Raw genomic sequence first — 19,515 nt, 5'->3', positions numbered from 1 at the left:
TTTTTAAAATAATTTTACCATCGGCTATAACATGAAAACATATATACTTGGAATTTCTGGATACTACCACGATAGTGCAGCAACATTAATCCTCGATGGAGAGATTATTTCCGCAGCACAGGAAGAAAGATTCAGTCGAAAAAAGCACGATGCAAGATTTCCCGTAAATGCTGTTGAGTATTGTTTGAGGGAAGCGGGTATTCAATTGAGGGACGTGCATAGTATTGTTTTTTATGACAAGCCTTTACTGAAATTTGAAAGACTTTTAGAAACCTATATAGCTTATGCTCCTTTTGGAATCCGATCTTATTTTAATGCGATGACTGTATGGTTAAAAGAGAAGTTACTTTTAAAAGTTCTCTTAAAAAAAGAATTTGCAAGAATTGGAAATTGCAAAACTAAAGAAATTCCAAAGTTGTTATTTTCCGGCCACCACCAATCTCATGCAGCTTCGGCTTTTTTCACTTCTCCTTTTGAGAAGGCGGCAGTTATGTGTTTGGATGGAGTAGGTGAGTGGGCAGCAAGCTCAGTCTGGTTGGGTGAAGGAAACAAATTAACTCCACTTTGGGAAATGGACTTTCCTCATTCTCTTGGGCTACTCTATTCTGCCTTTACTTACTATACCGGGTTTAAAGTAAACTCCGGGGAATACAAGGTAATGGGGCTTGCACCTTATGGTGAGCCTAAGTATGTAGATTTAATTTACAAGCACTTGATAGATTTAAAAGAAGATGGAACATTTCGTCTCAATATGAAATATTTTAATTTTGCGACCGGACTAACCATGACCAATAAAAAGTTCTCTGAGCTTTTTGGCTCTCCCCCAAGAAAATCTGAGTCTGGTCTAACTCAAAGAGAAATGGATTTGGCGAGGTCTGTTCAGGACGTTACCGAAGAAATCATGCTAAGACTTGCAAGAACAGTTCGTAAAGAAACAGGAATGGAAAATCTTTGCCTTGCAGGAGGAGTCGCTTTAAACTGTGTCGCAAACGGAAAAATTGTAAAAGAGAAGATTTTTAAGAATATATTCATTCAGCCTGCTGCAGGAGATGCTGGTGGTGCGTTAGGCGCTGCACTATCCGGCTGGTATGAGTACGAAAATAAACCACGAGTTGTCAAAAAGCAAGACTCTATGAAAGGCTCCTATCTCGGACCAAAAATAGATGTAGCCGAAGCAAAAAAATATTTTGAATCTATTGGTGCTAAGTTTACCCAATATGAAAATGGAAAATTGGAGCAAGACCTTGCAGAAATATTATCTAACGGAAATGTAGTCGGGTATGTGCAAGGGAGAATGGAGTTTGGCCCAAGGGCGCTTGGAGGTCGATCCATAATAGGAGATGCAAGAAATACAAAAATGCAATCGGTTATGAATTTAAAAATCAAATATAGAGAATCTTTTCGTCCCTTTGCACCAGCGGTACTTGCAGAAAAAGTAAGTGAGTATTTTGATTTGGAAACAATAAGCCCTTATATGCTCCTCGTCGCACCAATTCAATCGAGTAAAAGAATTGCAATGACTCAAAATGAAGAGAAATTATTTGGAATTGATAAATTGAATATTCCTCGCTCAGAAATTCCTGCTGTCACGCATGTTGATTATTCGGCAAGAGTTCAAACCGTTCACAAAGAGACAAATCCAAACTTCTATAATCTTCTCATTGAGTTTGAGAAAAAAACGGGTTGTGCAGTTTTAGTGAATACCTCATTCAACGTAAGGGGTGAGCCGATTGTGAATTCTTACCAGGATGCGTACAGGTGTTTTATGAGAACTGAAATGGATTATCTTGTAATAGAAAACTTATTACTAAATAAAAAAGACCAACCAGAATTTTCCAAAGACGATTCTTGGAAAAATGAGTTTGAATTGGATTAGATTTTGAAACGAAGGAATATTTATTTGGAAATATTCTCTACTCATGTGAAGAGAATTGAGAGGTTATTATGATTGAATTGTTGGCTGATTTGTGGGAGTTTTTAAAGGTAAGAAAAAAGTTTTGGCTCTTACCCATTATAGTTGTCTTGCTTTTACTTGGTGCATTAATAGTGTTTTCTCAAGGCTCTGCTGTTGCTCCTTTTATTTACACATTGTTCTAACCAATTTGATTTTGAATAAAAAAACAGAGGTTTAGAAGGAAATATGTCAGATATAGAATTCAATTTAGAATCAATGAAAAGCGAATATAGAAAATTCGGAATACTCGTAGGTTGTATTTTTGGAGGAGTGTTTGGACTTTTAATTCCTTATCTAAAACACGGCGATCTAAATATTTGGTTTATAATGGTAGGAGGAATTTTAATCTTACTGGGATCAATTTTCCCTTTGAGCTTAAAATATTTTTATATAGTTTGGATGAAAATAGGTGAGATTCTCGGTTGGATTAATTCCAGAATTATTTTGGGATTTGTGTTTTATTTTTTAATTACCCCAATTGGTGTATTGAAGAAAATTTTCGGTACAGACTCCATGCAAAGAAGTTTCAGTAAGAAATTGCAAAGCTATAGAATTCAAAGTGAAGCCAGAAGCCCAAAAGAGATGGAAAAGCCATTTTGATTTAGTTTTATAATTGAAACTTTTAGAATTTTTTAAGCAAATTAGTAAAAAAATTGTATCGTAAATATACAAATTTTTTGTCTATAGTTCAACTTTTTGTAAATAAAAATAAAGAAATAGCGTTAAATTTAGTTCTATGAATACTAAACTCGAAGAAAAAAACTTTGGATTTTTTAAAGTTGCCTGTGCAATTCCTGAGTTAAAAATTGCAGACGTATATTTTAACTCAAAAGAAATTGTCAGGCTTTCCAAAGAGATTAGTAAAAAAGGGGCAAGGCTCATAGTCTTCCCCGAGCTATCTCTTACAGGGTATTCATGTGGAGATTTATTTTATCAGTCTCATTTACTATATGCTTGTTGGAATGCGTTAGGCGATATACAAAATCAAACAAAGGAATTAGACTGTGTAGTAGTATTGGGTCTTCCCATTAAGTTTGAATCTAAGTTGTATAACTCTGCCGCAATTTTATTCGCTGGAAAAATCTTGGGCATAGTTCCAAAATCTTTTATCCCAAACACATACGAGTTTTATGAGAAAAGATGGTTTCAATCCGGTAGTAAACTTACAGGTAGAGAAATCAATTTTGGTAAAGAGAAAGTGCCCTTTGGTGTGGACTTGATTTTTTCAGAAAATGGCGAGAATGGTATTTCAATCGGTGTGGAAATTTGTGAAGACTTGTGGATGGTAAGCCCTCCGAGTAATGACTATAGTTTGGCAGGTGCTACAATTATCGCAAATCTTTCTGCGAGTAACGAATTACTCGGAAAGTATGAATACAGGAAAAGTTTAATCGAGAATCAATCTGCAAAATGCAACGCAGCCTACATTTATTCCTCGTCGGGAGTAAATGAATCTTCAAGCGACATGGTATTTTCTGGGCATGGAGTCATTACCGAAAATGGAAAAATTCTAAATGAAACAAATAGGTTTTGTTTTTCTTCCGATTATGCTTTGGCTGACATAGACTTACAAATTTTATCTTCTGAAAGACTGAAAAATGAGTCTTTTTCTGAATTTGAATTTTCAAAGAATTATAGAAAAATCGAATTCAGATTTAAGGAAGCCTCTATGTTAAAAAGTGCAAATTCTGTATCGAGGGTTTTTATAAAAAATCCATTTGTTCCTGAAAAAATAGATAAAAGAAATCAAAATTGCAGAGAAATTATTTCTATTCAGTCTTATGGTTTAGCAAAAAGATTAAAATCTACAGGAATACAAAAAGTTGTTTTAGGGGTTTCGGGTGGTCTGGATTCTACACTTGCACTTTTAGTATCTGTTGAATCATTTAAAATTCTTGGTATTCCTTTAAAAAATATTTATACTTTTAGCCTTCCTGGTTTTGGAACAACTGAAAGGACAAAAAATAATTCAAAGAGGTTGTCTGGGCTTTTACAGATTTCTTATGAAACAATTTCGATACATGAGTCGATGGAGATTCATTTTAAAAATATCGGACAAGACCCAAATCAGTTTGACTCTACGTTCGAAAATTCTCAAGCAAGAGAGAGAACTCAAATTCTGATGGATCTTGCAAATAAATTAGGGGGGATTGTAGTCGGAACGGGAGATTTATCTGAGATTGCACTTGGTTGGTGCACATACAATGCGGATCATATTTCTATGTACAATGTAAACTGTGGCGTTCCTAAAACTCTTGTTCGTTATTTAATAGAGTGGTTTAGTGAAAATATTTTTTCTGAAGAGATTTCTGAAGTCTTGAAAGATATTTGCAACACTCCAATCTCTCCTGAATTACTTCCTTCCGATGGAAAAGAAATTACACAAAAGACTGAAAATATAATTGGACCTTACGAGTTGCACGATTTCTTTTTGTATCATTTTATTCGGTTTCAGTTTTCTCCTTCAAAAATTTTGTTTATGGCTGAAAAAGCGTATCATTCGATTTACTCCAGAAAAGATATTTTGAAATGGATGAAAGTATTTTTTTCTAGATTTTTTCAAAATCAATTTAAGCGTTCTGCAATGCCCGATGGTCCCAAAATTGGCTCGGTAGCTTTATCTCAAAGAGGGGATTGGAGAATGCCGAGTGATATAGACTCGTCTCTATGGCTTAGAGAAATAGAAGAATTGTCTAACTCCTGAAAATTTTCAAACGGATAGGGGAAGGGACCCTCTGATGGAATTTTTTGAATATAGTTATCCCTAAAATTTTTATCTTGCATTCTACAGACTTTGGATCTTTTTTTATAAGGCTCTATTGAAGTCATTTTTTCCCAAAGCACTCTGATGGAACTGTCCGGATACTTTCCGAAAGAAATCGGAGTGAAGTCGCAAGGACACATTTCTCCAAAAGCTGTTAAGTAGAATTGAGTATTGGCAGCAAAACAAAATGCACTACCACACTCGCTTGTCATTGTAGATTGCACAGATAGCCCGGGGTAGGTTTCTAATTTTCGAAAACGTCTAACAAGTTCATTGATCTTTAATCTATCTTCTGTTTGTAAAACACAGCTATCGTCTTGCAACCACTTCCCGCTCGGAATTGCATCAAAAAATGTAACTTCTTTTGCTCCATTATTTTTTGCAAATTCCATCATATTTTCAAAAACTCCCTCCCTCAATCTTTCTCCTGTCAAATATGAAGAAATACCGGGTATAAGACCCGCATCATTCATATTTTGAATTCCTTTCAATAATTTCTGAAAAAGTCCTTTTCGTAATCTAAGCCTATCGTGCTCCTCCGGGTCAGTCGAGTCAACGGAAACAAAGGCACCGAGTAAGCCGGATTCTTTTAATCTTTCACAGGTCTCTTTGGATAAAAATTCTCCGTTGGTAAACATAATCACATTGGCTTTATCTTTTGGGATAGATTCAATTAAATCAAAAATTCCTTTGAATAGAAGAGGCTCTCCTCCAAGTAAAATTATATTTGTAACTCCAAGTTCTACTGTTTCTAAAATTGCAGATTTTAATTCACTTAGAGATAACTCTTTTTTTCCTTTGCTTTTATTGTAATAGACAGCAGAGCAATGTTCGCATTCGCATTGGCAAAGTCTTGTGAGTGAAATTGTAGCACTTGCGGGTAGCCTTTTTCTGTTAAACTTTCTCATAAGTCTTACATCCAATGATCGTGTTCCAGACAGGGTTGCGATTGGTGGTTGATAAAGCGAAAATACAGGTGAGCCGTGTATCACGCTAATTACTTTGTAGGTATTTGCTTTTTGTAAATATTCATTGATATAGATTACTTCTTTTTCTAAAAGAGAAAGATTATTTAGTTGCAATTTTTTATTTTGATAGGTTACTTCAAATCTCAATATTCATTTCCAATCGGGTAATTATTTTTTCTACTCTATCCAAAAATTCTAAATCGCTTTTGGTTTCAATAAGTAAATTCTCCCATTTGGCATGGCATTGGCAAATTTTCTTTGATTCATCTCTTTCAAAAATGTCTATATTTTGGTTCTTGTTGTAATCCTCAATCAAAGAAAAAAATCGTAAATCGCATAACGCACAATTAGAAGCCATTGAAATAGAAGGAACAGTGTATCTTGGAGGACTAATATATATCGGAGTATTCAAATTGAGCTTACCTTTCTTTCTAAGTATCTCAGTAACAGACCAAAGCATTAGAGGTTTATAAAATCCGTTATTGTACAGGATTTCTGTGAGAGTGAATTTTTCCACAGTGGGTAGCTCAAAATCTATTCGATAAATTTTTGCTTTTTCTAAAAAAGTTAGACTATCAATTGCATCTTGAATAGATTCACTTTCTGTTAAAAAAGGAGGACCGAGCATCATAAGGGCCACTATAGATACGTTGTAATTGTTTAGCATCTCAGATGTTTTTAAAAAATGAGAATTGGAAAAATTTTTATTTATACAGATTTTTCTGACCAAGGGGTTTGAAGACTCAAATCCAAGTGCAATTTCTAATTCTTTATCAGTAGAGTTCTTTAAAATTTTGATTTTTTCTTCTGTAATATCGGATAGCTTTGATTCTAAAGTTATTCTTTTAATAAAAGGGTACTTCGAGATTCTTTCTATGATTTTCAGTAGCGCTGAAAAATTAATTTCTTGGTTGGAAAGCATGCTTCCGTCGTTGTATAAACTGATAATAGGAAATTTTTCTATTTCATTTTTATATTTTGTCAATGTATTTTCTAATTGTGTTAAGTAATCTGAATCTTGAATCTTATTCCCTTGATTTGTTGCAGTATAAAACCCGCAAAAAGTACAACCACCTCCTTTTTCGACCCATAAACAACCACTTCCTCTAAAAAAAATAATCAATCTATCTACTAACTTCCCATCCCAAATAGTTTTTCTGGTTTCAGTGAAAACAGGCTCTGTGAGAGAAAAGGAATTCAAATTGGACTTTTTTGATTCGCTTCTAATTTTTCTTAATATGCTTTGAATTCGCTTTGCAAGAGATTGCTTCTGGTGGATTGAGTTTTTTAAAATATTGCTTTGGTTCAAAATCTTAATGTGTATTAAATAAGTTTTTTTAAATAATCTTTATCTTTCAAGTGGGATGGAAAAAGAAGCGGGATTTTTTTATTTTCTTTTTTACTCCACCTTCTGTATGCGGAAGAAGATTTTTTATAAGTATCGTATTCGTCTTTTTTCCTGAGTAGTAGCTTTTCCCAAAATAAAAAATGTCCGTCTATATACTCTTGTCGTATATCACTTAGCCTTGAGGAAAGCGGGCAACTCGTTAAAAATTCTTTCATAAAAATGAGCCCAACAAGCACTCCTCTTTTGTCTAAGTAAGGCTCAAAAGGGAAGGTTCTGCAACTTATGGATCTATTTTCCCTTTCACAAAAAGCGACTCCTTTGCATTCACAAAATAGAGTGTCCTCTCCCTCGTGTGTTGACTTCAATTTTTTTTCTTGAGCTGTTTTCGGCTCCCATACCCTCCAAAGTTCACTTCTCGATTTTAAAAGCTGAAATTCTTTTCTATATAAAAATGGAACTGCGTTTTTAGGAACACAACAAAACGGAACTCCATCATTTTGATCCTTGCATAAACTTCCACAATCAAAATTAGTTAGCTCTTCATTTAGCAGTGTATAATAATAAGAAATTTCTTCAACGGTCAATTCACCGAATATTTCTTTTTCTTTTTTTTTCATTTGAAAAATAGTTTATTCAGGTCTCATTAGTGGAAAAAATATTGTATCTCGTATGGAAGGACTGTTTGTCAGTAGCATTACCAATCTGTCGATTCCGATTCCAAGTCCACCTGTCGGTGGCATCCCATATTCTAAAGCTCTTATAAAATCGTTATCCATCATAAACGCTTCTTCGTCTCCTGCCTCCCTTCTTTTCACTTGTTCCTCAAACCGTGCCTTTTGATCGAATGGATCATTCAATTCAGAAAAAGCGTTGCCCATTTCCCTGCCCACTATGTAAGGCTCAAACCTTTCTACGAGGTTTGGATCACCCTCTTTAGACTTTGCAAGGGGAGAAATTGCTTTTGGAAAATCAGTGATAAATGTCGGCTGGATCAAGTTTGGCTCTACCTTTTCACTGAATACTTCATCTGCAATTTGCCAGATTGAGGTAAGACCTTCTGTTTTGATTCCAATTTTTTTAGCTTGACTTTCAGCGTCGTCTAACGTATGGATTTTAGAAAAATCTATTCCTGAATATTCTAAAATAGAGCCGAGGTAGGTTTTTCTTTTCCATGGTGGAGTAATATCAATTAAATCTTGTCCATATTGAAATTTTAATCCCTTCCCAATTGCGACTGCAACATGGGTGATTAACTTTTCGGTAAGGTGGAGCATTGTCTCCATATCACTGTAAGCCATATAGGCTTCCATCATAGTAAATTCAGGGTTGTGCTTGATTGAAATTCCTTCATTTCTGAAATTTCTATTCAATTCAAATACTCTATCCATTCCGCCAACAATTAATCTTTTTAAATATAGTTCAGGTGCAATCCTGAGATACAACTGCATATCGAGGGTGTTGTGGTGGGTGATAAATGGTTTCGCTGCTGCACCACCTGGAATTGTTTGCATCATCGGAGTTTCCACTTCCAAAAATCCTTCCTTGGTGAGAAAATTTCTGATTTCGGAAATTATCTTACTTCTTAACACAAACACTTCTTTGACATGATCGTTTACAACCAAGTCCACATAACGCATCCTGTACCGCAGTTCTTTGTCTGCAAAGGCATCATACACTACACCATCTTTTTCTTTAACCACGGGAAGTGGACGGATACATTTCGCAAGTAGTGTGGTAGAAGTTAGGTGAATCGACACTTCCCCTTTTTGAGTCTTGAATAGATATCCGGTGATTCCGATTTGATCTCCTATATCAAAGTGTTTGAATATTTCGTAGTTTTCTTCTCCGAGGTCGTCTTTGGTTCCATATAACTGGATGATTCCGTCTTTGTCCTTTAAATGAAAAAAACTTGCTTTCCCCATTACTCGTTTTGAGTGTACTCTTCCGGCTAACGTATAAATTTTTGTTTTATCAGATTTTGACTCATCAAAATTTTGGATGAGTGAGATTGAATACGAATCAGGAAAAAATTTTGCAGGGTAGGGGTTGATTCCCTTTTTCTTCAAGGCTTCAACTTTTTCGATTCTTTGACCTATTAACTCATTTTGCTCTTCATTTTCTAAAGACATGATGATTTCCTCTTATTGTGTAGTAGATGTATTTGACTAACTCTTTTGTAACAAGCTCAATTCCTTCTTCTGAACTAAACCAATTTGTGGAAGTGTATTTCCCTTTTTCAGGGTACACTGAAACCTGAATTCCGAGAGGATGCAACACACTCCTATAAGATAGATAGACTCTGTTGGACTCAAATTCTCCGGCTTGGATGATTACAGATTTTACAGAAGTCTTTAAAAGATATTTTGCAGTTTCTTGAATTGTATTGGTAGTGGGTGGTAACTTAGAAGAGTTGATTTTTAACAGGAAAAATTTATCTTCCAAGATTCCGGCTTTTACAATCGCCGATTGAACATCACTGATATAGTTTGCACTCATTCCAATTGAATGATTGCTTAAAAAACTCTCATCAAAAATGATAAGCATGTTTTCAGCTCTTTTCTTTTTTAGAATATCTGCGGCAATCTGGATTTGTTTTTCGGAAACTGGAGAGCGAATTTCAAGAATAAGAGTTTCAGACTTCTTCCATTCTGTGCCACCGATTAAAAATAAAGGTGATCCAAAGTACAGGATAAATAAAATTATGATAGGAGTTAAAAATCCAAAACTGAATAGTTTTAACTTTTGTAAAAAATCTTTTACCGGAATGTTTAAAGAATCATTTTGCATTTTGTTATTGCTAAAGTCTTATTTGTGAATGTGATGACAAGAATATAATTATTCAACTGTAAATATAGATAATAGTATTGACCGTATAATATGAGTTCAAATTCTGTAAAAGTACCGCTCGGATGGTGGAATTGGTAGACACGCAAGCTTGAGGTGCTTGTGCCGCAAGGTGTGGGGGTTCAAGTCCCCCTTCGAGCATAAGGGAATTGAACGCAAGCAAAGCGACAGAAATGAAGGGTCCATAGAGAGCGAGATTTCTGAAAAATTGACAGGATATCAATTTTAGCGACCGAGCCGGCCTGTAGAAAAAATTCTGGAGGATTTTTTTGGAAGGCAAGTCCCCCTTCGAGTATTTTCCTCCGAGCAGATAAGTTCGATTTGTGCCAAAGAATAGCTAATCGCAGTTTCTGTTCTTAAAACTGAACTTGACAAGGATAACTTCTGAAATCCCATTTCTTGGAATCTATCCAGTTCTGATTCTGAAAATCCACTTTCCGGACCGATCAAATTTGAAATAGACTCGGCTTTTGAGATTTGTGACTTGAATAAATTCATAGATTGCCCGTTAGGGTGAAAAACAAATTTTACATCACTGTTAGAAATTTCAAAAACTTCTTTTACATTTTTTAATATCTTTATCTTAGGAAGATGTATTTTTTTTCCTTGCTCTAACCCAAGAATTAATTCTTTGTTTAAATTTTCTGAATTCCAGATCGGAGAATTTAGGTAAGATTTTTCTGATTTTCTTGCAATAAAAAAAAACACTTCTTCTACTTGCAAAGTGGCTGCCAATTGGAGTATTTTTTTTATGGTCTGAGGTCTCTGAATAGAGGAAAACAGCCTGATGCAGGGAAAAGTTTTACCTTGAACAGTTTCTTCTTCTCGTCGAAACAATCCATACACTATGTTATCTTCTATCTTTTCAATATGAAATAAACCGTAGTCCCGGTTCAGGGTTCCTGCTTGCAAAGTATCTTTTGGTTTTGATTTTAATATTTGAATGATGTGGGAAGATTTTCTTTCAATTAATTTAAAATAATTATCATAAATTTTTTCACTTTCCTCTAAAATCAGCAAATTCATTGTTTAAAAATATGAGTCAATTTATTGAACACAAATACAAAAATCTGAGTGAGGCGTTGAAATTCAAGTCAAAAGTAACGTCATTGGATTTAAGTGATGAAAACTTATTTGAGATGCCTAAAGAGATTATTCATTTCTATAATTTAAGAGAATTATTTTTGAACAGAAACAACTTAAAGGAAATCCCAGAGTGGATAGGGGAGCTGACCAATTTAGAGGTCTTGTATCTAAAAGAAAATTATATCGAAAAAATTTCTCCATCTATTGGAGATTTGTCCTCTCTTGAATTATTGAATCTTGAGAGAAATTACATTCAATATTTACCGGACGAGTTAAGCAATTTAAAAAAATTAGAATACCTTGATTTAGATCACAACTCCATTCAGAATTTGAATTTGAGTCTGTTTTCTTTGATTAGGTTGAGCTATTTAATTTTAGACTCTAATAGAATTGAGGAAATTCCAAAAGAAATATCAAGACTGAGAAATTTGCAAAATCTATATTTAGATAACAATTGTTTGCAAAGAATTAGCCCTGAAATCGGGAATTTAATTCGTTTGGAAGATTTGTATTTACGGAACAATCGTTTGGAAAGTCTTCCTCCTGCAATAGGTAAATTAATGAGTCTTCGATATTTAGATTTAGATAAAAATATATTGACTTATTTACCTGAAGAAATTACAGAAATTACTTTGTTATCAGAATTGTACTTAGCTGAAAATAAAATAGCAAGACTACCGGAGAAGATTAGAAATTGGAAAAACCTTGAGCAATTGATTTTAATCGGAAATCCTATTTCTGAAAAAGAAAGATTGAGACTACAAAATGATCTGCCTGAAACCCTTATTTATTTCTGAAAATTTATTTTAAAAATCTAAGTTTCGTATTCAGGTTTTGTCCTGTCGTCTATTTCCGGGGATTTTTCTTCGGGAGTTTCCTCTTCACCTTGAGGAAAATCATCTGGTTTGGATTTTAATTCGTGAACTTCCTTTTTTGGAGTATTTATTGAGCAAATTTGGTAAATATTTAAAAATACAAATACAAAAAGAAGAGTCGGAATAACTTTTTTAATATTTATTTTTGAAAATTGAAAATTATTTTTTAATAAATAAATTGGCAGGTATAGAATATCTAAAACTTTTTCTTTGAAATCTTTTAAGCTGTTTTTTTTAGAATTTGGAAGAGAGTATTCAAATCTGCCGAGATGGTAGGTTAGTGGGTCATCAGGGTCTATAGTAAACGAATGGTTGCAACGCGGGCATTTAATAGTTAAGGTTCCCTTATCAATAGGGAACCTTAATTCGGAATCACAAGATGGACAGGAGCGAATATAATTCAATTTTCGCTCCTTTAGGATATATTAGTATTTGAGAGAATCTCTAAGTACTCTATTGCTTTCTCTGTATCTGGCATTCCCATCGCGATCGTTATAATCAAAAATTTTGGTAAGCAGTCTGTCAAAATAATCTAAGTGTTTTATATAATAAGTTTGCTTAAAAATATTCCTGATTGGGTTTGTTTTAGTATTCTCAACACCAGCCATGCTGTATTTTCCTAAACCTTTTTCTGATTGTTTTTCAGGTGCATTGTATTCAGGATATCCGTCGTGTTGATAGAATACAGCTATTTTATCGTCGTGGGCCGGAGTGGAATTTGGTGCATTGTCAACTACCTCAGAAATATTGATATCTTCTTCTGCGAAGTTATGTAGATAGATTCTACTTCTAATTTTAGTAAGTTTTCTTGGCGGCTCTCTTCTTGGGTCTTCAGCATTGGAAGAAGTTCCTTCATAAAAAAGTACTAAAAATTTATTTTTTGCACCTAAGTTTTGTTCTGTTTTTCCGTCTTCAGAATTTACAAAATCAAATACTTCCACTCTGATGCAATTGTTGGCTGGGTCTTCCTGATTTGGAGAAAGAACGCAATCGTCACCGTTTGCTTTTCCTTTGAATAAAACAGTTCTGAACGGCAACACAGTAGTTTTCATTTTAATAAGAACTGTGTGCTTGGTTAGTTGTTCGTTTAGATTAAATATTTTAGAATCTAATATCTTTTCTGTTTCTTGAACGGCTTTACTGAACTGTGCGTTCATTTTGTCTTCATTTTCATTTTTTACTTGCGCACCTTGAGCAAAAAGGCTTAGTCCGATAAAAAATGTCAAAATTGTAATAATATTTTTCATAACTTCTGATTCCCTTGTGTTTAGACTAATTTATTTAGACAATTTTAGAGTATATAAAATTATCTTATAGATAATATCGGAATTGAAAACTTAAAAATTAATTTTTAGAAAAAAAAATAGCTTAAAAATTTTTTATTTTGCTAATATCTTAATACTATCCAAATAGACTTGGGTTGGGGGAGGGGCAAAATCTAATTTTTTTTCAATAATTTGGGTAGTCCATTTTCTTTCGACATAATCACAGAAATCTTTTATATTTCTACCGCTAAAACCATCCATTTCTTTGGATAGACTGATTCTGTCGTTTTTAAGCAAGTGGATTGCGTAGGCACCTAAAATTTCAGCCCTTTCTGATAGATTCGGCAAAGGAAAATAGATTACTTTGTCAAATCTTGAAACTAATGCACTGTCCAAGTCCTTCTTTCGATTTGTGGCACCAATTGTGATTGTAGATGGTTTGCCTTCAAAACCGTCTAATTTTCTAAGTAGTACCGAAAGCATTTTTCTGGTAGCTTCAAACATTCCTTCTTCCCTGTTTCCGGCGAGAGAGTCTATTTCATCCAAGAAAATCAGAGCCGATGGAAATAGAGAAGCTGCATCAAATATATATGCGAGGTTTTGAGAGCTTTCTCCGTAGTATTTGCTTAGTATGGATTCTATCGGGACATAAATTAGTGGAATTTCACACTTATAGGACACCAATTTTGCCATTGTAGTTTTTCCTACACCCGGATCACCTTCAAACAAAACTGCTCTGGGTCTGTTTTTTGCAGGAAATTTTCGAGTTAGTTTAGTCATCTCATCAAAAAGACTCGGATTTTGGATCGGAAAGATAATTGACTCTAAGATTTCTCTTTTCACATTTTCATAACCAGCTATATGATCAAAGTCCAAGGTATTATTTTTGGCTTTTTCTTCAGAAGGATCAAATACGGTAGTGCCTAACTTGATGAGCAGCTCCTTTGGGTTTATGGACTTTGCGGTCGATTCTGAATTCAGATACTTGAAAATAGAGATTATCGCATAGATTTCATCCATTTTCAAATTGCCTTTCTTGGATATTTCTACCAAATTTTCCCTAAAAATCGAAAACCGAAATTTGATATTGTCTAAAATAGAATCCTTAGAAAATAGATTTTCGTTTAATGCTTGAAATGAGTAAAAATTTTCTTCAAAAGTATGAATTCTTATATTTTCTATGTGTTTTTTTATTATGGATAGACAATCAAAAATTTTTTCCTTGGAAAGACTCTTAGTCAGGAATTTTACTTTGATTTCATTCTTTTCAGGAAAAATTTCAGGAAGTGAAATTTTTTCATTTTTTATATTGTCTAATCCTGATATTTCTTTTAGAATGAATTCTTTAGAGGACAAAAAGTCTATTTCATTCGTTTGAGATTCGTTTTTTGTTTCCATTTTATTTGCTTGTATAAATTAAGTTTCGGTAAAAATTTTAAAACTACCGAAAGAATAAATAGAATAAAATTTTGAGGTTAGCATGGGTGAAGGTTCACTTTCAGCAGAAGATATAGACGCATTATTAACAGGTGGAACTCCATCGGGATCGGGTAGTAGTTCAGGGGCAGACATGAATGACCTAGATTCACTTCTTGGTGGAGACAGTGGCTCAAAAGGTTCTACCCCATCTTTTGACGCTGTGGCAGCTGCGCTTGGTCCTTCCTCTATGCCTGCTCCACCCCCTCCTAAACAATCTTCTCATTCTAAGTCAGGAAGTTCGAATACCTCCAATTTGAATTTGTTAATGGATGTCGCCATGTCCCTTACTGTGGAGTTTGGCAGGACAAATATGATGATCAAGGATGTTTTGCATTTATCTGAGGGTGCTGTTGTAGAATTGGACAAGACATCGGGGGATGATTTAGACTTGTTGGTAAACGGTAAAATATTCGGCAAGGGAAGACTGATTGTTCTGGATGATTTTTATGGCATTCAAATTACACAAGTGATTGACCCAATGGCAAGGCTTAAGGAAATGAAGTTTTAGTTTAATCAAAGGGAGTAAAATTATGAAGTTACAATTCATTGTATTTGTTTTGGTAGTTGCAGTTTCTTGCAACAAAGACACATCAAGAAAAAATTTAAAGTTCGGGTTACCGGTTGAACAAATGAAGGTTGATACTACCGGCGATGGTGTTATGGATACTTGGGGCTATTATTTGAATGACCCGGGAAATATTAGAATCATCTATGAAGAGATAGATAAAAACTTAGACGGGTTCAGCGATGAATTGATTTGGGCTGGCTCTGCTGTTTTTACTCCTAAGGATCGCGCAGAGAAAGAAGTGGTCAAGGTTCACGAAGAAGTAGATACGGACTACGATGGTAAAGTGGATACGATCAAATGGCTGCTTCCGAATGATTTTTACGCATTGGCGCAGTCTGATACAGACAGAGACGGATATTTTGAGACTACCTCTTACTATAGCTTTAAAAAAAATATAGTTCGTAAAGAAAAAGATACAAATAAAGACGGTAAGCCTGATGTGATTTTATGGGAAACTCGCGGTGAAATTGATACAGATTTTGACTCTACCCCGGACAAATTTGTAATCGCAAAATCCAACTTGGAATTAGAAGAAATTGTAAAAGATAAAACGAAACACCAAAGTCTATCAGAAAAGAATTCTTGGTTTTTAAATCAAAACCTTGTTCCTGAAAATGAGCGATCAATTATTGGTAGCGGGTATTTTGTAAATAAGACTAAGAAGTAAGGTCTGAACTATGATTTATATGATTAAGTGATTTACTTTAAAGTTACCAAAATCGGAAACAAAACAGTTTCAATATGAAATACAAAGCCATCAGGAAGACTGTGTTTCAAACATTGTAAGTCTTTTTGTGTTTTAAGATTCTCTCATCTTCCCCAAATTGAAGAAATAAATCTATTCTACCAGCTTCCGGAACTCCCACCCCCTCCAAAACTACCTCCACCCCCTCCAAAACTTCCTCCTCCCCCTCCACTTGAAATCCCACTAAAACTAGAGCTGCTACCACTACCACCAAAATTTGATTTATATTTTTTGAAAATTTTTTTACCAGAAGGAAAAAATCCAAAATAAATTTTTGTGATAAACATAAACAAAATATAAGCGGGTAGAAGAATAGCACCCCATTTTCCAAAGATGATTAGTGGAAATGTTCCGTAAAATGGCATTAAGAAAATGTAGAGAAACCAACCTATATAAGGAGCCATTGCAGCAAAATAAGTAAAAGGCGTGATAACTACAAAAAATATGACTCCTGTAAATATGCGAACAAATAATGGAATATTTGAATCGTCCATTGTATTTATAAAATCAATATAACTTTCTTGAAAATCTTCATTCGACTTCTCTTCTGGCACAGTGTAAATTCCTTGAATGACTCCAAGTATTGAGTCCACTCCACGCTCTACTCCAGTTGAAAATTCTCCTGATTTGAAAAAAGGAGTAATTTCTTTTCGAATAATTCGATTGCAGATAGCATCTGTGAGGGCATCTTCTAACCCATAACCAACTTCGATTCTAAGTTTGCTATCTTCCTTGGCAATTAATAGCAATACTCCATTGTCTTTCTTTTTTCGTCCAAGTTTCCATGAGCTTGCCACTTTCAACGAATATTCTTCTAAATTTTCTCCTTCAAGGGTAGGGATTACTAATACTACCACTTGGTTTGATGTTTTGGATTCGTGCTCTTTTAATTTGAATTCAATAGAGTTTTTTGTTTCGTTCGATAAAATCCCAGTTTTATCTATGACTCTTCCAGACAACAAAGGAACGTCTAATGAATGGATAGAATGAGCCGATAAAAATACTAAAAAGAAAACAAGATACCTAAAAATCCCTTGAAGATATAAATTTGTTCTTATAAAACTTTCGATTTGCAATTCTAACTTTTCTGAAAAATTCATCTACTATCTCCATTACGCAATTATTGGATAGTTCAATTGTATCTCATATTTGAACCAGAGATTTTTGAATAAATTTTCTATATTCTTAGAGCAGCAAAATTTATTTAATAAAAAAAACTATAAACCTTGGTTATTCAGCTTTTAACTATTGCAACTAACCTTATCCCTTAGGGTCAAATGTTTTAGAAATAGTTTTTAATGCAGACTGAATATTTGTCATATCCATAGGCAGTACAACCTCAGTATCTGATTTTGCTAAGTTTGCAATTTGAGCAATAAAATTTTGTGCAATTTGTAAACGAACTGCTTCCTTTCCACCGGGCCCTTGAATAGAAGATGCAACAGATTCGATACCTTTTGCCATTGCGAGTGATACAGACTCGATCTCGCTGGACTTTCCCTCTGCTTCGTTGATTCTTTTTTGCTTTTCTCCTTCTGATTTGTTGATTGCCTCAGTCTTTAAACCTTCTGACCTATTGATCCTTGAGTCCCTGTCTCCTTCTGACAAAGAGATTTCTGCTTTTTTATTCAACTCGGCTGTTTTTTGTTTTTCCATAGCTTCGGTCACGGATTTGGGTGGGGTGAGGTTACGAATCTCGTATCTGTTTACTTTGATTCCCCAAGGCTCTGCAGCTTGATCGATTACCTCTACAATTCTGTGGTTGATAGAATCTCTCGCCTCAAAGGTTTTGTCTAACTCCAAGTTTCCAATCACGGCTCTCATTGTAGTTTGAGCTAATTGGATTGATGCAAATCTGTAGTCTTCTATACCATAAGATGCTTTTTGTGGATCCATAACTTTTAAGTAAAGAATACCGTCCACCTTAACCTGTACGTTATCCTTGGTGATACAAATCTGAGGATGGACTTCAATTGCCTGTTCTTTGAGTGTTTGCTCATATGTTACTCTGTCAAAAAAAGGAATAAGCAAATGAAGACCGGCGTGCAAGGTTTTATGGTATTTACCGAGTCTTTCTACTATGAGCACATCTTGTGCTGGAACTACACGAATTGATCTTGCGAATTTATAAATTACATAGACAAAAAATATTGCCCAAAATATTAGTGCGATGATATCCATTATTTCTTTTCTCCTTTTACTGTCGGGCTGATAGAAGGCAGAGTATTTGTTACCTTTGATAGCCCCTGAAATATCCCAAGTATGTTTGCAACATTTGTTGGAATTACAGTTGTTTTAGATGTTGTGATCACCTTTCCAAGGCTGGTGAGGTAATTTTGTGCAATTTGTAATTCAACTGCTTCACTTCCACCCTTATTGGATATTGCAGAGGAAATTGCTTTTAAACCGGAAGCAGTGGCGGTTGCAATTAGCTCGATTTCTTTTGCCTTTCCTTCTGCTTCATTGATTAGTTTCATCTTATCTCCCTCAGAGATATTGATCGCTTCTTGTCTTTCTCCCATAGAGCGATTGATTCTGGAAGCTCTTTCTCCTTCAGAAATAGTAATCTCTGCTCTCTTTTCTCTTTCTGCCCTCATCTGTTGCTCCATTGACATGAGAACTTGTTTTGGAGGAGTAATATTTCGTATCTCATATCTGGAGACCTTGATTCCCCAAGGCTCTGTTGCGTGGTCGATTTGGCGAACTACATTGGAATTGATTTCGTCTCTTTCTGCAAATGTATCGTCGAGATGAAGTTTTCCTATTTCAGAACGAAGAGTGGTTTGTGCAAGTTGGGTAGTAGCCAAAAGAAAATTATCTATTCCGTAAGATGCTTTCTGTGGATCCATTACCTTCATATATAAGATTCCGTCCACTTCAACTGGTACGTTGTCTTTTGTGATACACTCTTGAGGTGGGACATCTATCGCAATTTCTTTCAGACTGTGTCTGTAGTGGATCTTATCAACTAATGGAATCAAGAAATGAAAACCAGCATAGAGTGCACCCTTGTAAACTCCGAAACGCTCTTTGATATAGGCGTATTGTTGAGGGACTACTATAAATGTTTTCAGAACAAGTATAGTAAGAAGAATAAATACTATCGTAACGACAAAAAACATGAATTTCTCCTGTTGGTTATTATTTTAGTGAAACTTTTCTACAATAAATGTCAAGTTATTTCTTGAAAGAATTTTTACTTTACTACCTTTTTGAATTACTTCGTTCATACAGATTGCATCCCATTCAGTTCCTTCAAACCGAATACGCCCTCCTTTTTTATCAGGTAGGATTTTTCTAATGACTTTTGCTTCTTTACCGTAGAAGTCTATGTCTGAAGGAGGCTCAAAAGTTTCCGTAGAGGGAAACAGGTTTTTTAAGAATTTTCCACCGATTAAAATAGTAAGTAGAGAGGATATTAGCCAGACAAAAATTTGAATTACGAAACTCAAATCTATGAATAAGGAGATGATTCCGGCAAAGATAGCACCAATTCCAAAAAATATAATAAAAATACCCGGTACAAAAAATTCTGAGATTGCAAGAATTATTCCGGCAAGGATCCAGATCATGGCAGAATTATTGGACAATAAAAAATCACTCATAATTCACTTTATGG

The 19,515-nt window shown here is 34.6% G+C and carries 19 protein-coding genes and 1 tRNA gene; 7 read left to right on the top strand and 13 right to left on the bottom strand.

Annotation, left to right across the window (positions count from 1 at the left end):
* Nucleotides 1–31: 31 nt before the first annotated feature.
* The 3 genes from HS129_06835 to HS129_06825 all read left to right on the top strand — a co-directional run bounded on the left by HS129_06835 (nucleotide 32) and on the right by HS129_06825 (nucleotide 4,658).
* Nucleotides 32–1,876 carry a carbamoyltransferase gene (locus HS129_06835; protein MBE7411765.1) on the top strand — a complete coding sequence of 615 codons (1,845 nt, stop codon included), beginning with the start codon at nucleotides 32–34 and terminating at the stop codon, nucleotides 1,874–1,876.
* A 264-nt stretch (nucleotides 1,877–2,140) separates the two neighbouring features.
* Nucleotides 2,141–2,554 (top strand): hypothetical protein, encoded by a 414-nt coding sequence (locus HS129_06830; GenBank protein MBE7411764.1) that lies wholly within the window; start codon nucleotides 2,141–2,143, stop codon nucleotides 2,552–2,554.
* 136 nt (nucleotides 2,555–2,690) lie between these two features.
* The gene (locus tag HS129_06825) at nucleotides 2,691–4,658 is read left to right on the top strand and encodes an NAD(+) synthase (protein ID MBE7411763.1); all 1,968 of its coding nucleotides are present in this window, start codon (nucleotides 2,691–2,693) and stop codon (nucleotides 4,656–4,658) included.
* On the opposite strand, the gene HS129_06820 is transcribed toward HS129_06825, so the two are convergent.
* From HS129_06820 to HS129_06800, 5 genes are read right to left on the bottom strand one after another with little or no spacing between them, the layout of a single operon-like run.
* Nucleotides 4,577–5,833 (bottom strand): radical SAM protein, encoded by a 1,257-nt coding sequence (locus HS129_06820; protein MBE7411762.1) that lies wholly within the window; start codon nucleotides 5,831–5,833, stop codon nucleotides 4,577–4,579. The genes HS129_06825 and HS129_06820 overlap by 82 nt on opposite strands.
* Nucleotides 5,823–6,995 (bottom strand): radical SAM protein, encoded by a 1,173-nt coding sequence (locus tag HS129_06815; protein MBE7411761.1) that lies wholly within the window; start codon nucleotides 6,993–6,995, stop codon nucleotides 5,823–5,825. Before HS129_06815 ends, HS129_06820 begins: the two co-directional genes overlap by 11 nt.
* A gap of 14 nt (nucleotides 6,996–7,009) precedes the next feature.
* The gene (locus HS129_06810; protein ID MBE7411760.1) at nucleotides 7,010–7,651 is read right to left on the bottom strand and encodes a hypothetical protein; all 642 of its coding nucleotides are present in this window, start codon (nucleotides 7,649–7,651) and stop codon (nucleotides 7,010–7,012) included.
* A gap of 12 nt (nucleotides 7,652–7,663) precedes the next feature.
* Nucleotides 7,664–9,163 carry a lysine--tRNA ligase gene (lysS, locus tag HS129_06805; protein ID MBE7411759.1) on the bottom strand — a complete coding sequence of 500 codons (1,500 nt, stop codon included), beginning with the start codon at nucleotides 9,161–9,163 and terminating at the stop codon, nucleotides 7,664–7,666.
* Nucleotides 9,147–9,821 carry a hypothetical protein gene (locus tag HS129_06800; protein ID MBE7411758.1) on the bottom strand — a complete coding sequence of 225 codons (675 nt, stop codon included), beginning with the start codon at nucleotides 9,819–9,821 and terminating at the stop codon, nucleotides 9,147–9,149. Before HS129_06800 ends, lysS begins: the two co-directional genes overlap by 17 nt.
* Before the next feature lie 116 nt (nucleotides 9,822–9,937).
* Between HS129_06800 and HS129_06795 the strand changes: the two genes are divergently transcribed.
* Nucleotides 9,938–10,019: transfer RNA gene (locus tag HS129_06795), tRNA-Leu, on the top strand.
* Nucleotides 10,020–10,103: 84 nt separating this feature from the next.
* On the opposite strand, the gene HS129_06790 is transcribed toward HS129_06795, so the two are convergent.
* Nucleotides 10,104–10,898, bottom strand: coding sequence for an RNA methyltransferase (locus tag HS129_06790; protein ID MBE7411757.1), 795 nt, complete (start codon nucleotides 10,896–10,898; stop codon nucleotides 10,104–10,106).
* A 17-nt stretch (nucleotides 10,899–10,915) separates the two neighbouring features.
* Here HS129_06790 and HS129_06785 point away from each other — a divergent pair, with 17 nt between their 5' ends.
* Nucleotides 10,916–11,761 (top strand): leucine-rich repeat domain-containing protein, encoded by an 846-nt coding sequence (locus tag HS129_06785; GenBank protein ID MBE7411756.1) that lies wholly within the window; start codon nucleotides 10,916–10,918, stop codon nucleotides 11,759–11,761.
* A 17-nt stretch (nucleotides 11,762–11,778) separates the two neighbouring features.
* Here the strand turns inward: HS129_06785 and HS129_06780 are convergent, their stop codons facing one another.
* From HS129_06780 to HS129_06770, 3 genes are all read right to left on the bottom strand, one after another.
* The gene (locus HS129_06780) at nucleotides 11,779–12,243 is read right to left on the bottom strand and encodes a hypothetical protein (protein MBE7411755.1); all 465 of its coding nucleotides are present in this window, start codon (nucleotides 12,241–12,243) and stop codon (nucleotides 11,779–11,781) included.
* 21 nt (nucleotides 12,244–12,264) lie between these two features.
* Nucleotides 12,265–13,086, bottom strand: coding sequence for a hypothetical protein (locus tag HS129_06775; protein MBE7411754.1), 822 nt, complete (start codon nucleotides 13,084–13,086; stop codon nucleotides 12,265–12,267).
* 132 nt (nucleotides 13,087–13,218) lie between these two features.
* On the bottom strand, nucleotides 13,219–14,502 hold the full coding sequence (locus tag HS129_06770; protein MBE7411753.1) for an ATP-binding protein: 1,284 nt from the start codon (nucleotides 14,500–14,502) through the stop codon (nucleotides 13,219–13,221).
* An 82-nt stretch (nucleotides 14,503–14,584) separates the two neighbouring features.
* On the opposite strand from HS129_06770, the gene fliN reads away from it, so the two are divergent.
* On the top strand, nucleotides 14,585–15,091 hold the full coding sequence (fliN, locus tag HS129_06765) for a flagellar motor switch protein FliN (GenBank protein ID MBE7411752.1): 507 nt from the start codon (nucleotides 14,585–14,587) through the stop codon (nucleotides 15,089–15,091).
* 22 nt (nucleotides 15,092–15,113) lie between these two features.
* Complete coding sequence (locus tag HS129_06760; protein MBE7411751.1) at nucleotides 15,114–15,818, top strand: hypothetical protein; 705 nt, start codon at nucleotides 15,114–15,116, stop codon at nucleotides 15,816–15,818.
* Nucleotides 15,819–15,994: 176 nt separating this feature from the next.
* Here HS129_06760 and HS129_06755 read toward each other — a convergent pair whose 3' ends face one another.
* From HS129_06755 to HS129_06740, 4 genes are all read right to left on the bottom strand, one after another.
* Nucleotides 15,995–16,996, bottom strand: coding sequence for a TPM domain-containing protein (locus tag HS129_06755; GenBank protein ID MBE7411750.1), 1,002 nt, complete (start codon nucleotides 16,994–16,996; stop codon nucleotides 15,995–15,997).
* 160 nt (nucleotides 16,997–17,156) lie between these two features.
* The gene (locus tag HS129_06750) at nucleotides 17,157–18,077 is read right to left on the bottom strand and encodes a paraslipin (GenBank protein MBE7411749.1); all 921 of its coding nucleotides are present in this window, start codon (nucleotides 18,075–18,077) and stop codon (nucleotides 17,157–17,159) included.
* Nucleotides 18,077–19,018, bottom strand: a complete 942-nt coding sequence (locus HS129_06745; protein ID MBE7411748.1) for a paraslipin — start codon at nucleotides 19,016–19,018, stop codon at nucleotides 18,077–18,079. The genes HS129_06750 and HS129_06745 overlap by 1 nt, the downstream gene beginning before the upstream one ends.
* Before the next feature lie 24 nt (nucleotides 19,019–19,042).
* Nucleotides 19,043–19,501, bottom strand: coding sequence for an NfeD family protein (locus tag HS129_06740; GenBank protein ID MBE7411747.1), 459 nt, complete (start codon nucleotides 19,499–19,501; stop codon nucleotides 19,043–19,045).
* Nucleotides 19,502–19,515: the final 14 nt, after the last annotated feature.

It is taken from the genome of Leptospiraceae bacterium (assembly GCA_015075105.1).
Taxonomy (GTDB): domain Bacteria; phylum Spirochaetota; class Leptospiria; order Leptospirales; family Leptospiraceae; genus JABWCC01.
The sequence above is the reverse complement of the archived record's forward strand: the minus strand, read 5'-3'. Positions and strand labels throughout refer to the sequence as shown.